The organism is Pseudomonas sp. GW821-FHT07F01 (genome assembly GCF_059418825.1).
In genome coordinates this window covers 258,407-274,152 of sequence record NZ_JBWKQO010000009.1, presented here as the reverse complement: position 1 = coordinate 274,152, position 15,746 = coordinate 258,407, and the positions used below count along the sequence as shown (strand labels likewise).

Sequence of the window (15,746 nt, the reverse complement as noted above, 5' to 3'; positions counted from 1 at the left end):
TCCAACTATCAGCGATTGACCAGTTTTCCGGGGATCTTGAAGACCAGCAGGGCTCCGACGAACAGCGCACTGGCCATCACGTACATGCCGATGGTGGTGCTCTGGGTCAGGTCCTTGAGAAAGCCCATCAGGTAGGGCGAAACGAACCCGGCGAGGTTGCCCCAGGAGTTGATCAGGGCAATCCCGGCTGCCGCTGCGGTGCCGCCGAGAAAGGCAGTGGGCAGGCTCCAGAACAGTGGCAGGGTGCTGAAGGCGCCCATGGCCCCCAGGGTCAGGCCGATCATCGACACTGTGAAGTTGTCGCTCCAGGTGGCGGAAATCATCAGCCCCACCCCACCCAGCACCGCGGTCAGCGCCAGGTGCCAGCGACGTTCGCGCAGGCGGTCGGCACTGCGGGATATCAGCACCATGGTCAGCGCCGCTGCGGCATAGGGAATCGCGGTGAGCATGCCGACCTGGAAGACGTCGCTGACGCCTGCCTGGCGAATCAAGGAGGGCAGCCAGAAACCGACGGTGTAGAAGCCGGCGATCATGCAGAAGTAGATGGCGGTCAGCAGCCAGATCCGCGGCTGCCCGAACACTTGGCGCACGCTGTGTACCTGGTGGCCGTCGGTTTCGGCCTCGATCCTGCTCTGCAGCAGGGTCTTCTGTTCCCGGGTCAGCCAGCCGGCGTCGGCGATCCGGTCGCTGAGGCAGTAGATCACCAGGCCGCCCACCAGAATCGAGGGCAGGCCTTCGAGAAAGAACATCCACTGCCAGCCGGCGAATCCGTGATGGCCATTGAGGGCGCTCATGATCCACCCGGATAGCGGTGCGCCGATCAGCCCCGAAAGCGGCACGGCGGTAGCGAACAGTGCGTACATCTTGCCGCGGCGGTTGGAGGGGAACCAGTACGACAGGTAGAGGATCACCCCCGGGTAGAACCCGGCCTCGGCGATGCCCAGCAGAAAGCGCATGACATAGAAGGAAGTGGGGGTGCTGACGAAGGCCATGCACGAGGAAATGAGGCCCCAGCTGATCATGATGCGCGCGATCCACAGCCGCGCGCCGACTCGATGCAGGATCAGGTTGCTGGGGATCTCCACCAGAAAGTAGGCAATGAAGAAGATCCCGGCGCCCAGGCCATAGACCGCTTCGGAAAACTGCAGGTCTTCGGACATCTGCAGCTTGGCGAAGCCGACGTTGACCCGGTCCAGATAGGCCACCAGGTAGCACAGCAACAGTAGCGGCAGGATGCGCCAGGCGACTTTACGGTAGGCCAGGTCCTCGAAGGAGGCGGTGACCGGGGCCGAGGCGGTTTGCGACAGTGATTCAGGCATGTCTTTACCCATCCTTGTTTCTTGTATTTGGGTGATTTTGTTTTTATCGGACTTGCTGACATGGCTTAGATAACATAATACATCATACGAATTCAATGGCAGGCTTCGGGCAGGACGGCGTGCCTGAAATGCAGTACCGTTAGCCAATTTGACTACCGAGATGCCCATGTCCAAGCCTGATAACGCTTTCCCCGCCGCCGATTCCCTGGCGACGCTCAAGGATTCGGCCAAGGGCACGCTGGCGGACCAGGTGACTGCGGCGCTCAAGGCACACATCGCCAATGGCGAAGTCCTGCCGGGAGCGCGCCTGCCCACCGAACCGGTTCTGTGCGAGCGTTTCGGCGTCAGCCGCACCGTCATCCGCGAGGCCATATCGCGCTTGAAGTCGGCGGGCCTGGTGGAGGTGCGCCAAGGCAGCGGCACCGTGGTGTGCGAGGGCGCCCATATCAAGGCGTTCACTATCGACCTGGACGTACGTGGCTCGATCGAGGCGGTGCTCAGGGTCACCGAACTGCGTCGTGGTATCGAAGGCGAGGCGGCGGCCCTGGCGGCCCAGCGCCATACCCCTTCGCAGTTAGAGGCGATTCATCAGGCGCTGCTGGCTATCGATAGCGCCGAGCAGGCGGGTCAGGATGGGGTGGAGCAGGACCTGGCGTTCCATCTGTCGATTTCCCAGGCCACGGGTAACCCGCTGTACCCCTCCCTGCATGAATTCATTGCGCAATTCATCAAGGAAGCGATTCGTATCACCCGCTCCAATGAGGAACGGCGCAAGGATCTGGCGCGCACGGTGCGTGCCGAGCATCTGGCGGTCTATCGGGCGATTGCGGCGCGGGATGTCGAAGGGGCGAGGCAAGCGGCGCTGAGCCACATCCATAACGCGGTGGAGCGGCTCAAGAGTGCCGATCCGGCATTCTGGCGGGATTCCGGTTCACGCATTGCCTGATGGAAAACACCGCCTGCGCCCCTCCATGGAGGGGCGCAGGCGGCATCAGCCAAGCATCAGAAGTGGTACTTGACCAGCAGGCTGGCGGTGTCCTGGTTGGTCTCGAAGTTGCGCGAGTCCTCGATACCGTACTTGTTCTTCCAGTAGTCGTACTCGAAGCCGACGTACAGCTGCTTGGCGCCCCAATTCAGCGCCTTGCCCAGGTCGTACTTGATCTGCGGGTTGAAGTGCAGGTTGGCGTGGTAGGTACCCTTGGCGTTCTGGTCGTTGTCCACCACCCAGTCCATGTAGCCGTCGATCAGGATGTCCGAACGGCCCACGGGAATGGTGTAGGACCACACTGGCGTGATCTGCCAGACGTTGTCGCCCGGGCGGCTGCCCTCGGTGTGGCGCTGGTAGAAGTTCAGCTGGAAATAGTCGAAGCCAGGGACTGCCAGGTCGAAGCCCGGGCCGATCAGGTAGGACTCGTTGTCACCTTCGCCAAACTCGTAGGTGAACGCCAGGAGCACGTCCTTGATCGGGCCGAATTCAAGTTTCTGGTCGAAGATCTTGCCGAACGACAGGCGTGGCGTGAACTCGCCGTAGTAAGTGTCCGGGCCGACGTTGCCGTCTTCCTTGCCGTTATAGAAGATGCGGTCGAGGAAGAAAAAGTTATCCCCGTACTTCCAGGCATCGGCATGTTCGAAAGTGACCGTCTGTTGAATCTGCGGGTTAACTTCGAAGTTCTTGCCATACAAGTAAGTCAGGCTGTTGTTCTGCCATTGCAACAGGTCGCCAGCCACGGCCTGCCCCCCGGCCAGCAAGCTGGCGGCCAACATCAGGCTCTTGCACATCGGTTTCATTCGGTTGCTCCCAAGTAGGTAGTTCCACGTTTTTTTGACTTGGCGCTCTGGTTTGGCGCCTTTTTTCGTTGCTGCAAAAAACCATCCGATCGGTCAGCTTTGTTGCTGTTAGCAAGAGCTGAGCCAAGGCCGAAAAAAAGCAAAAAACTCCCGTCCGGCTGTAGCGATACCGCCGGGCGAGAGTGTTTTTCGCGATGTTTTCTTGCGCCTTGTTACCTGTCCAGGCCGGGATAAGTTGGCTCTTGGGTCAGGTTTTTCATCCGGGCTTTTTTTTAGACCAGACTTGCGCGGCCGCGGAGAATACTGGCTCTCACGGCAGGGCTCAAGTGCTCCGCAACGGCGCACTTGCAACCACTTTGGGGCGGGTATGCGGGCCATCTCAGGCAAGCATCCGCATTGAAGGGCAATAGAGTCCCAATGACTGGCGGCCGTCAGGGGGATTGCATGGTGCTAATGGCCGTCCAGCGGCCACCGCCAGGAAAGCCTGGGCAGGCTGCATAGGTGTTGCTCCCTGTTTGTTCTTATTTTCAAGGCGCAGCGTCTAATGGGCAGCGCTCGATCCTGAGTGGGCGAGCGCTGCGGTCAAGCATGAACGGTGAAGCAAGGTCAGGGCGCCGAACCGGCACCCTGCTGGTGACTCAGTGCTGATGGGCGTGTTGCGCATTGCTGGCCGCGCGCTCGCTGCCCCCGAGAATGTTGAACAGCAGGTTCAGCACCAGCGCACTCAAGGTCGCCATGGCGATGCCACTGTGGGTGATGGGGCTCATCCACAGGGGCAGGTGGGCGAAGAACTCGGGGCGCACCACGGGAATCAGGCCCATGCCGATGCTCACGGCCACCAGCAACTGATTGCGCCGGTCGGCGATGTCGGCTTCCTGGAGGATCTTGATCCCGGTCGCAGCCACCATGCCGAACATGGCGATGGCCGCGCCCCCCAGCACCGCCGGTGGAATCGACGCCACCAGGAACGCCGCCTTGGGCAGCAGGCTGAGGACGATCAGCAGGCCGCCGGCGACCATGGTCACGGAACGGCAGCGCACGCCGGTCATCTGCACCAGGCCGATGTTCTGGGCAAAGGAGGAGTGGGTGAAGGTGTTGAGGAAGCCAGCGAAGAACGATGCCCCGGCATCACACAGCAAGCCGCGACGCAGCATGCGTGGGGTGACCTCCTGGCCGGTGATCTTGCCCAGGGCCAGGAACATCCCGGTGGACTCGACGAAGATGATCACCACCACCAGGCACATGGAGAGGATCGGGGCCAGGTGGAACTGCGGCATGCCGAAGTGCAGCGGTGTGACCACCTGCAGCCAGGGCGCCTGGGCCATGCCGCTGAGGTCGACCATACCGATCAGGCCACAGAGGATGTAGCCCAGGCCCATGCCGATCAGTACCGAGATGTTCACCCAGAAGCCGCGCATGAAGCGGTGGATCAGCAGGATGGTACCCAGCACCAGGGCGGCGATGGTCAGGTAGATGGGCGAGCCGAACTGGGCTGCGCTGCTGCCGCCGCCTGCCCAGTTCACCGCCACGGGAAACAGCGAGAGACCGATCGAGGTGATGACCGTGCCAGTGACCAGCGGCGGGAAGAAGCGCACCACCTTGGACATGAACGGCGCGATCAGCATGCCGAAGAAACCGGCGGCGATGGTTGCGCCGAAAATTCCCTGCATGCCGATGCCGGGCATGCCGGCCATGGCCACCATGCTGCCCACCGCGGCGAAGCTGGCCCCCATCATCACCGGCATGCGAATGCCCATGGGGCCGATGCCCATTGACTGGACGATGGTGGCGATCCCGGCAACCAGCAGGTCGGCATTGATCAGGAAGGCGATTTCTTCACGACTCAGGCCAGCGGCCTGTCCGATGATCAGCGGTACCGCGATTGCACCGCCATACATCAGCAGGACGTGCTGCAGGCCGACCAGGATCAGTTGCAGGAAGGGCAAGCGCTGAATGGCGGGCGCATCGGGGACGCACTGTTCGGATGAATCGGACATGCAACACCTCGGATCTTTTTATTCTTGTGATTTAACCGCTGCGTCTTTACGCGCAACGTGTTTGCAACAGGCGAATCTTCTGACTGATGGCAAGAAAGCCCGCTCCTACAGACAATTGCGGTTCTGTAGGAGCGAGCTTGCTCGCGAATCAGCCGGGTACCAGGCTGATCAGTTGGTCTGGGCTCCCTGGGTAATCCAGGCACCGACCAGCTCGCGTTCCTGCTGGGTCATCTGGGTGATGTTGCCCAGCGGCATGATCTGGCTGGCGACGGCCTGGGCCTGGATCCGCGCGGCTTGCAGGCGGATCTGCTCAGGAGTGTCGAACATCACCCCGGCAGGTGCTGCGCTGAACAGGGGGCTGGTGGGCTTGGCCGAATGGCAGACCGCGCAACGCTCCTGGATCACGCTATGCACCTTGTCGAAGGACGGGCCGGCATTGGCCGCCTGCGCCGGGGCGCTGGCCGGAGCCGTTGCCGCAGCGGCTGGAGCGGCCGGTGCCTCTGTCGCAGCCGAGGTTGCCGGCTTGCCGCCCAGGGCGGTTTCCGGCAATGGCTGGTACTGGGTCTGGGCCTTGGCCACTTCCGGAGCGCTTGGCGCTGGGGTCGGGCCGGTCACGTAGGCCAGGCAGATCATGCCCAGTGCCGCGACGGGCAGGGTCCAGGCGAACTTGTGGCTGTCATGACGGGTGTTGAAGTAATGACGCACCAATACCGCCAGGACCGCGATCCCGGCCAGGATCAACCAGTTGTACTGGCTGCCGTAGGTGCTCGGGAAGTGGTTGCTGATCATGATGAACAGCACGGGCAGGGTGAAGTAGTTGTTGTGACGCGAGCGCAGCAGGCCCTTGGCCGGCAGGGTCGGGTCGGGGGTGCGGTTTTCCGCGATCGCTGCCACCAGCGCGCGCTGGGCCGGCATGATGATGCGGAACACGTTGCCCACCATGATGGTGCCGATGATGGCGCCCACATGCAGGTACGCGCCACGGCCACTGAACACCTTGCTGAAGCCATAGGCAGCGCCGATCAGCAGGAGGAACAGGATGAAGCCGAGCAGGGCGGGTTTCTTGCCCAGTGGCGAATCGCAGAGGAAGTCATAGACGAACCAGCCGGCGATCAACGCACCGATACCGATGGCCACGCCTTCAGGGCCGGTCAGGCCGCTGCCGGGGGCAACCAGGTAGAGCATCGGGTTGAAGTAGAACACCAGGCACAGCAGGGCAATCCCGGACATCCAGGTGAAGTAGGCTTCCCATTTGAACCAGTGCAGGTTCTCCGGCATCGAGGGCGGTGCCAGCTTGTATTTTTCCAGGTGATAGATACCACCGCCGTGAATCGCCCAGAGGTCGCCGGACAGGCCGTCCTTGGGGTTGACGCGGTTGAGGTTGTTCTCCAGCCAGACGAAATAGAACGATGCGCCGATCCAGGCCACACCAGTGATCATATGTACCCAACGCACGCTCAGGTTGAGCCATTCCAACAGATGTGCTTCCACAGTCTTTACCTCTTGCCTGCCACCCTTGTTGTCGGGTGATCAGACCTTCTCTTATTGGTGGGGGGCGAGGATCAAACGCTCATCCTCTTTGAAGAAATGCTCATCGCAGTTATTGCCAGTGCCACTGCGATCAACCACCAGGAAGTCATCCCGCTTTTCGATCGTCAGCACCGGGTGGTGCCAGACGCCGCGATGGTAATTAATGCCCTGCCTGCCATTACTGACAAAGGCACGGACCAAGCCCGATACAGGTTCATCGCCAAGTGGCGCGACCACGATCAGAAAGGGATTGCCGAGCAGCGGGATGAAAGCCTGGCTGCCCAGCGGATGGCGTTCCAGCATGCGGATGGTCAGCGGCATGTCCAGCGCGTCGGCGCGGAAGATGCTGATGATGGCCTGGTCTTCCGGCTGAGCGGTCTCGACCGTTGCCAGGCGGTGGAAGCGCATGGTCGAACCGTTGTTGATCATGAAGTGATCGCTGCCGTCGGTCTCGATTACGTCACCGAAAGGGGCGAAGGCTTCTTTGCTCAGGGGCTCAATCACTAATGTGCGCATGCTGTTCTTCTTATCTCGAGTTCGTTGTTGTCTGGTCCGTGGCTACTGCGGGCAAACCGGTCGCCCGCGCGCTGCGCGACCCTTTATTTTTTGACCTTGCCCAGCAGTCGCAGGCGGCTGACGCCACCGTCCGGGAATACATTCAGGCGCACGTGGGTAATAGCCCCCAGTGCCCTGATCTGTTCGACGAAACTGTGTTCGGCGTGCATTTCCAACTTCTGGCTGGGTAGCAGTTCACGCCAGAACAGGCTCTGGGTTTCGATCTGGCTGTCGGTGCCACCCTTGACGAAGGCGCCCTGGATCGAACAGCTGTCCGGGTAGTTGCCCTTGAAGTGCAGGGTGTCGACGATGATCTTTTCGATTTCACCGGCATGGCCCAGGGCGATGATCACCCAGTCGTTGCCGGGAGTACGGCGCCGGGCGGTTTCCCAACCGTCACCCATGTTGATGCCGCGGCCGGGGTTGAGGAGGTTGCCCATGCGCCCGAAGTGCTCGTCGGAGCAGGCCAGGGCGCGGCCGCCGTTGAGGGCGGCAGCCAGGTCGACCTGTTCGTCGTCGCCGATGGCCGACCAGTCGCGGTAGGGAATGCCGTAGACCCGCAGCCGTGCTACGCCGCCATCGGGGTAGATGTTGAAGCGCAGGTGGCTGAACGGCTGGTGGTTGTGGATCTCGTGGTAGTGGTGGCTGTTGCCCTGCAACTCCACCGCCGGCAGCACTTCGGTCCACTGGGTGCTTTCATCCGGTTCGCCTGCGGCCAGGAAGCAGGCTTCCAGGGAGGCCGAGGGCGGGAAGTTGCCGGTGAAGAATGAAGTGTCGATGTCCACGCCCTTGATCGAGCCGGCCACGCCGAGGCGGATGACCGCACTGTCGTAGCCTTCGAAGCGCTTGCGGCGTGATTCCCAGCCATCCATCCACTTGCCGTTGTCATCGAATACGCCTTCCTTCCACACCGCCGGAGTCGGTTGGAACAGGCGGTTGGCGTCGGCGAACCAGTCATCGGTGACCGAGATGATCTTGGTTCCCAGCCGGGCATCGGCCAGGTTGACGAACTTCTCGAAAGCTACGGCGTTGGTTTTCATTCTTCTTGTCTGCCTTGAATTCAGTGGCCGGGGTGCTCGCGAGGCCCTGGGAAATGCATCGATGCAGATGCTTTCTCGGGCCAGGCGGGCAATCGCTACAGGGTCAGCAAGCGGAACAGGGCGATCTTGTTGATTTCAGCCAGTGCGCATTTGAACTCGGTGTCCACCGAGTTGTGGATGCGGGTTTCGAATGCGGCGAGGATCTGGTGCCGATTGCTGCCCTTCACCGCCATGATGAAGGGAAACTTGAACTTGGCCTTGTAGGCGTCGTTGAGCTCGGTGAAGCGCTGGAACTCTTCGGCGGTGCATTGGTGAATACCAGCGCCGGCCTGCTCATTGGTACTGGCTTCGGTCAACTGGCCCTGGACGGCGGCTTTGCCGGCCAGGTCCGGGTGAGCGTTGATCAGTGCCAGCTGGCTGGCGTGATCGGCGCTCAACAGGATGTCGCTCATGCGCTGGTGCAGGGTCTCGATCTGGTCGACGGAGGCGTCGAGCCCCAGTTCGTAGGCCTTTTCGGCAACCCACGGCGAGTGTTCGTAGATGTCGGCGAAGGCCTTGACGAAATCTTCGCGGCTCAGGGTCGAGGGCTTGAGGCTCTGGAAGGCAGTCATTTCGCCGCTCCCTGGTAAGGGTGGGTCTGTTGCCAGTGACGGGCGATGTCCACCCGGCGGCTGAACCACACCTGCTCGTGGCCCTTGACGTATTCGAGGAAGCGCTTGAGCGAGGCCAGGCGCGCCGGGCGGCCTATCAGGCGGCAGTGCAGGCCGATGGAAAGCATCTTCGGCGCTTCGGCACCTTCGGCGTAGAGCACGTCGAAGGCGTCCTTCAGGTACTGGAAGAAGTCGTCGCCCTTGTTGAAGCCCTGCACCTGGGTAAAGCGCATGTCGTTGGTGTCCAGGGTGTAGGGGATCACCAGGTGCGGCTTGCCGGTGGGGTTGTTGGGTTCCCAATAGGGCAGGTCGTCGTCGTAGGTGTCGCAGTCATAGAGGAAGCCGCCTTCCTCCATCACCAGGCGCCGGGTGTTCGGGCCGGTGCGGCCGGTGTACCAGCCCAGTGGGCGTTCGCCGGTGATTTCGGTGAGGATGCGGATCGCTTCGAGCATGTGCTCGCGTTCCTGGGCCTCGTCCATGTACTGGTAGTCGATCCAGCGGTAGCCGTGGCTGCAGATCTCGTGGCCGGCTTCGACCATGGCGCGGATCACGTCCGGGTGACGCTGGGCGGCCATGGCCACGGCGAAGATGGTCAGTGGAATGTCGAATTCCTTGAACAGCTTGAGGATCCGCCAGACGCCGGCACGGCTGCCATACTCGTATAGCGATTCCATGCTCATGTTGCGCTCGCCCTGCAGCGGTTGCGCCGAGACCATTTCCGAGAGGAAGGCTTCCGATTCCTTGTCGCCATGAAGGATGTTGCGCTCGCCACCCTCTTCGTAATTGAGCACGAAGGACAGGGCGACGCGGGCATTGCCCGGCCAGTGAGGGTGAGGAGGGTTGGAGCCGTAACCGATCAGGTCGCGAGGGTAGTCAGCGCTCACTGCAGTCTTCCTTCTTATTCGTGATAACGGTGGCGTGGCGGAACCTGAAGCCGGAAAGCCAGGTGGGCGTCACTGCGATGGAATGATTGTATACAAGTTTGTCTTCACTTTGTAAGCCTGATTTTTTGCATTTTTCCGCTTTTATCGCTATGGCTGTCACCTGCAAGAAACTTGCCTGGATGGTCAGCTAATGGATGACAAGTCGTCTGTCGCTATGGCGTTCAGGCAAATCCGCTGATGCATTCGAAGCGTCGCGGGGCCGGGAATATTTGCGATTATTATTGTGTACAATTTTTTTGAAAAATGTCTTAATCTTGCTCTCGCCGCAGCTTTTCACCGGTCGAAACGCTGCGGTCTCCTTCAATTACTGACTCCGGGAGGCGCGAGGCCTGAACGCTTGAAGGCGCCAGGCACGCAGAATCAATGGGACGTTTGACTACACACGTTTTGGATGCCGCACATGGCTGCCCTGGCAGCGCTATCAAGGTCGAGCTGTATCGAGTGGAAGGGGCCCAGCTGGAATTGGTCGCCAGCACCCTGACCAACAGCGATGGCCGTTGCGATGCGCCGCTGCTGCAGGGTGATGACTACCGTTCCGGGGTGTACCAGCTGCACTTCCATGCCGGTGACTACTACCGTGCCCGTGGTGTGCAACTGCCGCAGCCGGCGTTCCTGGATGTGGTGGTACTGCGGTTCGGCATCAGCGCCGAGCAGGACCACTATCACGTACCGCTACTGATCTCGCCTTACAGCTATTCGACCTACAGAGGAAGCTAGGACTTTCCCCCCAAGAATCCTGCGCAAATAGCTTCTTTGGTCCTTGCCCGCCCACACTGCGGGCTTTTTTTCGTCTGGCATAAAGCCTTCATTGGTCGTCGGCTCCACTAGATCCCGCTGGAGCCGGCTCGCCGCCGAAAGGGCCCTGTGACCGCCCCGGACCTGCTGGCCACAGCCGATCATCGGCAACGAAAAAGCCCCATCCAGCGGGATGGGGCCTGTGTGGAGCAGGGCGTCCTAGAGGAAAATGAACTTGGCGATGAAAATCGCGCACAGCACATACAGGCTGATGGAGATTTCCTTGTACTTGCCGGTGCCGGCCTTCAGCACCACATAGGTGATGAAGCCCAGGGCAATGCCATCGGCGACGGAAAAGGTCAGGGGCATCATGATCGCGGTGACGATGGCCGGAATGCTGTCGGTGGCCTCGTCCCAGTTGATGTGGGCCATGCCGCCCATCATCAGCATCGCCACATAGATCAGCGCGCCGGCGGTGGCATAGGCGGGGATCATGCCTGCCAGGGGAGCGAAGAACATTGCGGCAATGAACAGCACGCCCACGGTGACCGCGGTCAGCCCGGTGCGGCCACCAGCGGCGACCCCGGCGGCACTTTCCACATAGCTGGTGACTGGTGGTACACCGACCACGGCACCGAACACGCTGGAGGCACTGTCCGCCTTGAGTGCGCGGGAGAGGTTCTCGATCTTGCCATCGGCGTTCACCAGGCCGGCGCGCTGGGCCACGCCCATCAGGGTGCCGGCGGTGTCGAACATGTGCACGAAGAGGAACGCCAGGACCACGCTGATCATGCTGACGTTGAACACGCCGGCGATGTCCATGGCCATCCAGGTCGGCGCCAGGCTCGGCGGAGTGGACATGATCCCGTTGTAGTGCACCAGGTCCAGGCCCCAGCCGGCCAGGGTCACGGCGATGATACTGATGAGAATCGCGCCGAAGACCCGGTGATAGCTGAGCACTGCGATCATCAAGAAGCAGACGGCCGCCAGCAGTGGGCCGGGGTCTCGCAGGTTGCCGAGCTTGATCAGGGTGGCCGGGCTGTCGACGATGATGTTGGCCGTCTTCAGGCCGATCAGGCCGAGAAACAGCCCGACCCCGGCACCCATGGCGAACCGCAGGCTCACCGGAATGCTGTTGAGCAGCCATTCACGTACCCGCGACAGGGTCAGGATCATGAACAGCACACCGGAAATGAACACCGCGCCAAGGGCAGTTTCCCAGTGGTAGCCCATGGTGCCGACCACGGTGTAGGTGAAGAAGGCGTTGAGCCCCATGCCCGGTGCGAGGCCCACCGGCCAGTTGGCGTACAGGCCCATCAACAGGCAGCCTAGGGCGGCGGCGATGCAGGTGGCGACGAAGGCTGCGCCGTGATCGATGCCGGCGTCGGCCATGATGTTGGGGTTGACGAAGATGATGTAGGCCATGGTGATGAAGGTTGTCAGACCGGCAATCAACTCGGTCTTCACCGTGGTGCCATGCAACCTGAGTTTGAAGATGCGCTCCAGCCAGCCGCTGTTCAGCGACGGCGAGAGATCGAGCGTAGAGGCTTCGGATTTGCGGCTTTCCACAGCGAGTACTCCTCAAGAGTTTTATTGTTTTTTCCAGAGCCGGACACGCAAGGGTGGGCAGCGGCTCTTTGAGGCAGGTAAGGCGTGCGGGTTTTGTTGACCTGTGGGTCAAGAACTCGTCGGGCGAATTATGCGTTTGTATACAAAGAAAGCAAATAATGTTTTTGGGGTTGTGTGCGAAAAATCCGCGAACATGGCTATATCGCGGCCCCGACGTTGCGCCGGGGTGTGCAAGGGTTTGGGGCAAGGCCGGGGCCGGCGCACCAATGAATGGCGCCCGCAGGGGCTCAGTCTTCGACGGGTTTGCCGGCCAGCGCCTGGTTCACCGCCAGCCAGCCATTGACCGCACTCTCGCCAGCTTCGCTGAAGGCCCGTTGCAGGAGTTTGACCTGCTCGCGGCGCAGGGATTGCTCGAAGCCTGTGCCATCGGCGGTCAACTGCAACAGGCGCTTACGCTTGTCGCTGTCCGGGGCGACGCTGTCCACCAGATGCATTTCCATCAATTGGCGCAAGGGTGTGTTCAATGCCTGCTTGCTCACCCCCAGCAGATTGAGCAGTTCCTTGACGCTGAGCCCGGGATAGCGGGCGATGAAAAACACGATGCGCTGGTGCACCCGGCTCAGGCCCCGGCGTTCGAGCATTTCGTCGGCCTTGGCGGTAAACGCCTGATAGCCGAAGAAGAAAGCTTCCATGGCCGCTTGCTGCGAAGCCTGGTTTTTAAGGTCAAGCATATTGACGTATCTGCAAAGGTCGGCGTAATTTCGGTCAAGCAGTTTGACGTATTTTCCTCAGCCTTCGCTAGCGGTGATCTCCATGGCCTTCTCCGAACGTGTATCGCGTCTCAAAAGCTCTCTGATCCGTGAAATCCTTGCCGCGGCCCAGCGCCCGGAAGTGATGTCGTTCGCCGGGGGCCTGCCGGCCGAAGTGATGCTGCCCAAGGTGCAATGGCAGGACATGCCGTTGGCCATGGGCCAATACGGCATGAGCGAAGGCGAGCCGCAATTGCGTGAAGCCCTGGCGGCCCAGGCGCGCCAGCTCGGGGTGCCTTGCGAGGCGAGCCAGGTGCTGGTGGTCAGTGGTTCCCAGCAGACCCTCGATCTGGCAGCCAAGCTGTACATCGACAAGGGCACCCAGATCATGCTGGAAGCGCCGACCTACCTGGCCGCCCTGCAGATTTTCCAGCTGTTCGGCGCCGACTGCCTGACCGTACCGCTGCAGGCCGATGGGCCGGACCTGGTGCAGATGCGTGCGCGCCTGGAGCAGCACCGGCCGGCGTTCATCTACCTGATCCCGACGTTCCAGAACCCCTCGGCGGTGCGCTACAGCGAAGCCAAGCGTGATGCCGTGGCGGCTTTGCTGGACGAGTTCGGCGTGACCCTGATCGAGGACGAGCCCTACCGTGAGCTGACGTTCGATGGTGGCAGTGCCACGCCTATTGTCGGCCGCCTGGAAAAAGCCAGTTGGATCTACACCGGCACCGTGTCTAAAACCCTGTTGCCGGGCCTGCGGGTGGGTTACCTGATTGCCAGCCCGGACCTGTTTCCGCACCTGCTGCGGCTGAAGCAGTCGGCGGACCTGCACACCAATCGGGTTGGCCAGTGGCAGGCCATGCAGTGGATCGGCAGCGAGCAGTATCAGACGCACCTGGATCAGTTGCGCAGTTTCTATCGCCAGCGCCGGGATGAATTCCAGCGCGCCTTGCTTACCCATTTCGCCGATCTGGCGGATTGGCAGGTGCCCCAGGGCGGATTGTTTTTCTGGCTGAGCTTGAAACAGCCCCTGGATACCCGCACTTTGCTCAAGTCGGCGTTGGAGCACGACGTCACATTCATGCCCGGTGAGCCGTTCTTTGCCGATCCGGAACGCAACCCTGGGCATCTGCGGTTGAATTTCAGCCATATCGATCCGGCGCGGCTGGACGAAGGCCTCAAGCGGCTGGCCACCGTGATACGTCAAGCACAGGCTGCACAGGCAGCCTAAGGGGAGGGCCATGTACAAGGTTTATGGCGATTACCGTTCGGGCAACTGCTACAAGATCAAGCTGATGCTCAGTCTGCTGGGGCTGCCTTATGAATGGCAGGCGGTGGATATTCTCGGGGGCGATACCCAGACCGAGGCCTTCCTGGCAAAGAACCCCAACGGCAAGATTCCGGTTCTGGAACTGGAAGACGGCACCTGCCTGTGGGAGTCCAACGCTATTCTCAACTTCCTCGCCGACGGCAGTCAGTTCCTGCCCAGCGAACCGCGCTTGCGCACCCAGGTGCTGCAATGGCAGTTCTTCGAGCAGTACAGCCATGAGCCCTACATCGCGGTGGCGCGTTTCATCCAGCTTTACGAGGGGCTGCCCGAGGAGCGCCGCGAGGAATACCTGAAGTTGCACAAGCGTGGCTACAAGGCGCTGGACGTGATGGAGAAACAATTGAGCCGCACCCCGTACCTGGTGGGCGAGCACTATTCGATCGCCGACATTGCGCTCTATGCCTACACCCACGTGGCCGATGAGGGCGGTTTCGACCTGAGCCGCTACCCGGGCATCCAGGCCTGGATGCAGCGAGTGCAAAGCCATCCGCGACACGTGCCGATGCTCGACTGAGCGGGTGCTTTTATCCCCACTGGACCGGCCTTGTGCCGGTTCAGTGCGTTGTGGGGCCCGCTAACGATGTTTGCCGGCCAGGTTCTGGCGTAGCAACTCATAACAGCGCTGCGCCGCTGGGCTCAGTTGCTGGCCACTGCGGCGGATCAGGCCGATCTCGCGGCTGACCCCCGGGTGTTTGATGGCAATCCGGCGCAGGCCCTCACGGCCGTCATCGGCGGATTCCGGCAGCAGGGTAATGCCCAGCCCCTGGCGTACCAGCGCCAGCACCGTGCTCATGTAGTTGGCTTCCATGGCTGGAAGCAGGGACAGTCGGCTGTCGTCGAACAGCGCTTCGACCTGCTCGCGCACGCTGCTGTCGCGGCCGGTGAGAATGATCGGCTGGCAGGCCAAGTCCTTCAGCGTCACTGACTGGCGCTGGGCCAGGGGATGATCGGTGGCCACGAACAGGCACAGGCGATCCTCCAGCAGAGGTTGGAAATCCAGCCCGTGGCTGAGCCGGGCGCGCCCGCCGATACCGAAATCCACCTCGCCGGCCCGGACCTGGGCATGAATGCGGTGAGCCACCAGGTCCTGCAGGCGTACCTCGATTCCGGCAAATTGCTCGCGAAACTGGCGCAAGGCCGGCGGCAGCACCCCGGCGCAGACCGACGGCAGCGCGGCGAGGGTGACCACGCCCCGACGCAGGGCGGCCAGGTCCCGGGAACCACTGACGATGTTGTCCAAGTCCAGCAGCAGTTTCTCCATCGGTCCCCGAGCCTGCAGCCCAGCAGCGGTCAGGCTGACATGGCGCGGGCTGCGATCGAGCAGGGCGACCCCCAGCCATTCCTCCAGTTGCTGGACCTGCACGGTAAGGGCTGATGGCGACAGGTGCAGCTCGGCGGCGGCTTTGCTGAAGTTGCCGCTGCGGGCCACGGCGAGGAAGGCCTGGATATGCTGGATCGAGTTCTTCATTTTGTTTTTCCGAATGCAAGGCGCCGAATATTCCAATTTACAAAGACTAGCGCGATTTCAATACTCCAGAAA

At 61.5% G+C, this 15,746-nt stretch carries 15 protein-coding genes; 4 read left to right on the top strand and 11 right to left on the bottom strand.

Annotated features, from left to right (window positions below; translation table 11 throughout):
* Positions 1–8: 8 nt before the first annotated feature.
* Positions 9–1,319: an MFS transporter gene (locus tag AC07R1_RS29830; protein WP_011062644.1), complete on the bottom strand. Its 1,311-nt coding sequence runs from the start codon at positions 1,317–1,319 to the stop codon at positions 9–11.
* A gap of 160 nt (positions 1,320–1,479) precedes the next feature.
* Here AC07R1_RS29830 and AC07R1_RS29825 point away from each other — a divergent pair, with 160 nt between their 5' ends.
* The gene (locus AC07R1_RS29825) at positions 1,480–2,265 is read left to right on the top strand and encodes a FadR/GntR family transcriptional regulator (protein WP_019093447.1); all 786 of its coding nucleotides are present in this window, start codon (positions 1,480–1,482) and stop codon (positions 2,263–2,265) included.
* 56 nt (positions 2,266–2,321) lie between these two features.
* On the opposite strand, the gene AC07R1_RS29820 is transcribed toward AC07R1_RS29825, so the two are convergent.
* From AC07R1_RS29820 to puuE, 7 genes are all read right to left on the bottom strand, one after another.
* Entirely contained in the window at positions 2,322–3,107 is a 786-nt protein-coding gene (locus AC07R1_RS29820) for an outer membrane protein OmpK (protein WP_011062642.1), read from the bottom strand.
* A 638-nt stretch (positions 3,108–3,745) separates the two neighbouring features.
* Complete coding sequence (locus AC07R1_RS29815) at positions 3,746–5,104, bottom strand: nucleobase:cation symporter-2 family protein (RefSeq protein WP_019093448.1); 1,359 nt, start codon at positions 5,102–5,104, stop codon at positions 3,746–3,748.
* 168 nt (positions 5,105–5,272) lie between these two features.
* Positions 5,273–6,595, bottom strand: a complete 1,323-nt coding sequence (locus AC07R1_RS29810) for a urate hydroxylase PuuD (RefSeq protein ID WP_015636602.1) — start codon at positions 6,593–6,595, stop codon at positions 5,273–5,275.
* A 51-nt stretch (positions 6,596–6,646) separates the two neighbouring features.
* On the bottom strand, positions 6,647–7,150 hold the full coding sequence (locus tag AC07R1_RS29805) for an ureidoglycolate lyase (protein ID WP_011062639.1): 504 nt from the start codon (positions 7,148–7,150) through the stop codon (positions 6,647–6,649).
* 83 nt (positions 7,151–7,233) lie between these two features.
* The gene (gene alc / locus AC07R1_RS29800; RefSeq protein ID WP_053153200.1) at positions 7,234–8,229 is read right to left on the bottom strand and encodes an allantoicase; all 996 of its coding nucleotides are present in this window, start codon (positions 8,227–8,229) and stop codon (positions 7,234–7,236) included.
* 95 nt (positions 8,230–8,324) lie between these two features.
* Positions 8,325–8,840 carry a 2-oxo-4-hydroxy-4-carboxy-5-ureidoimidazoline decarboxylase gene (gene uraD, locus AC07R1_RS29795; RefSeq protein WP_011062637.1) on the bottom strand — a complete coding sequence of 172 codons (516 nt, stop codon included), beginning with the start codon at positions 8,838–8,840 and terminating at the stop codon, positions 8,325–8,327.
* On the bottom strand, positions 8,837–9,763 hold the full coding sequence (gene puuE / locus AC07R1_RS29790) for an allantoinase PuuE (RefSeq protein WP_011062636.1): 927 nt from the start codon (positions 9,761–9,763) through the stop codon (positions 8,837–8,839). Before puuE ends, uraD begins: the two co-directional genes overlap by 4 nt.
* A gap of 423 nt (positions 9,764–10,186) precedes the next feature.
* On the opposite strand from puuE, the gene uraH reads away from it, so the two are divergent.
* Positions 10,187–10,540, top strand: coding sequence for a hydroxyisourate hydrolase (gene uraH, locus AC07R1_RS29785; protein ID WP_011062635.1), 354 nt, complete (start codon positions 10,187–10,189; stop codon positions 10,538–10,540).
* Positions 10,541–10,777: 237 nt separating this feature from the next.
* Here uraH and AC07R1_RS29780 read toward each other — a convergent pair whose 3' ends face one another.
* Complete coding sequence (locus AC07R1_RS29780) at positions 10,778–12,127, bottom strand: NCS2 family permease (protein WP_015636600.1); 1,350 nt, start codon at positions 12,125–12,127, stop codon at positions 10,778–10,780.
* Positions 12,128–12,414: 287 nt separating this feature from the next.
* Positions 12,415–12,858 carry a MarR family transcriptional regulator gene (locus AC07R1_RS29775; RefSeq protein ID WP_011062633.1) on the bottom strand — a complete coding sequence of 148 codons (444 nt, stop codon included), beginning with the start codon at positions 12,856–12,858 and terminating at the stop codon, positions 12,415–12,417.
* Between the two features lie 82 nt (positions 12,859–12,940).
* On the opposite strand from AC07R1_RS29775, the gene AC07R1_RS29770 reads away from it, so the two are divergent.
* Positions 12,941–14,107, top strand: a complete 1,167-nt coding sequence (locus AC07R1_RS29770) for an aminotransferase-like domain-containing protein (protein WP_495111216.1) — start codon at positions 12,941–12,943, stop codon at positions 14,105–14,107.
* Between the two features lie 10 nt (positions 14,108–14,117).
* Positions 14,118–14,720 (top strand): glutathione S-transferase family protein, encoded by a 603-nt coding sequence (locus AC07R1_RS29765; RefSeq protein WP_161466130.1) that lies wholly within the window; start codon positions 14,118–14,120, stop codon positions 14,718–14,720.
* Between the two features lie 60 nt (positions 14,721–14,780).
* Here the strand turns inward: AC07R1_RS29765 and AC07R1_RS29760 are convergent, their stop codons facing one another.
* Positions 14,781–15,674, bottom strand: a complete 894-nt coding sequence (locus AC07R1_RS29760) for a LysR family transcriptional regulator (protein WP_123472858.1) — start codon at positions 15,672–15,674, stop codon at positions 14,781–14,783.
* Between the last annotated feature and the right edge of the window lie 72 nt (positions 15,675–15,746).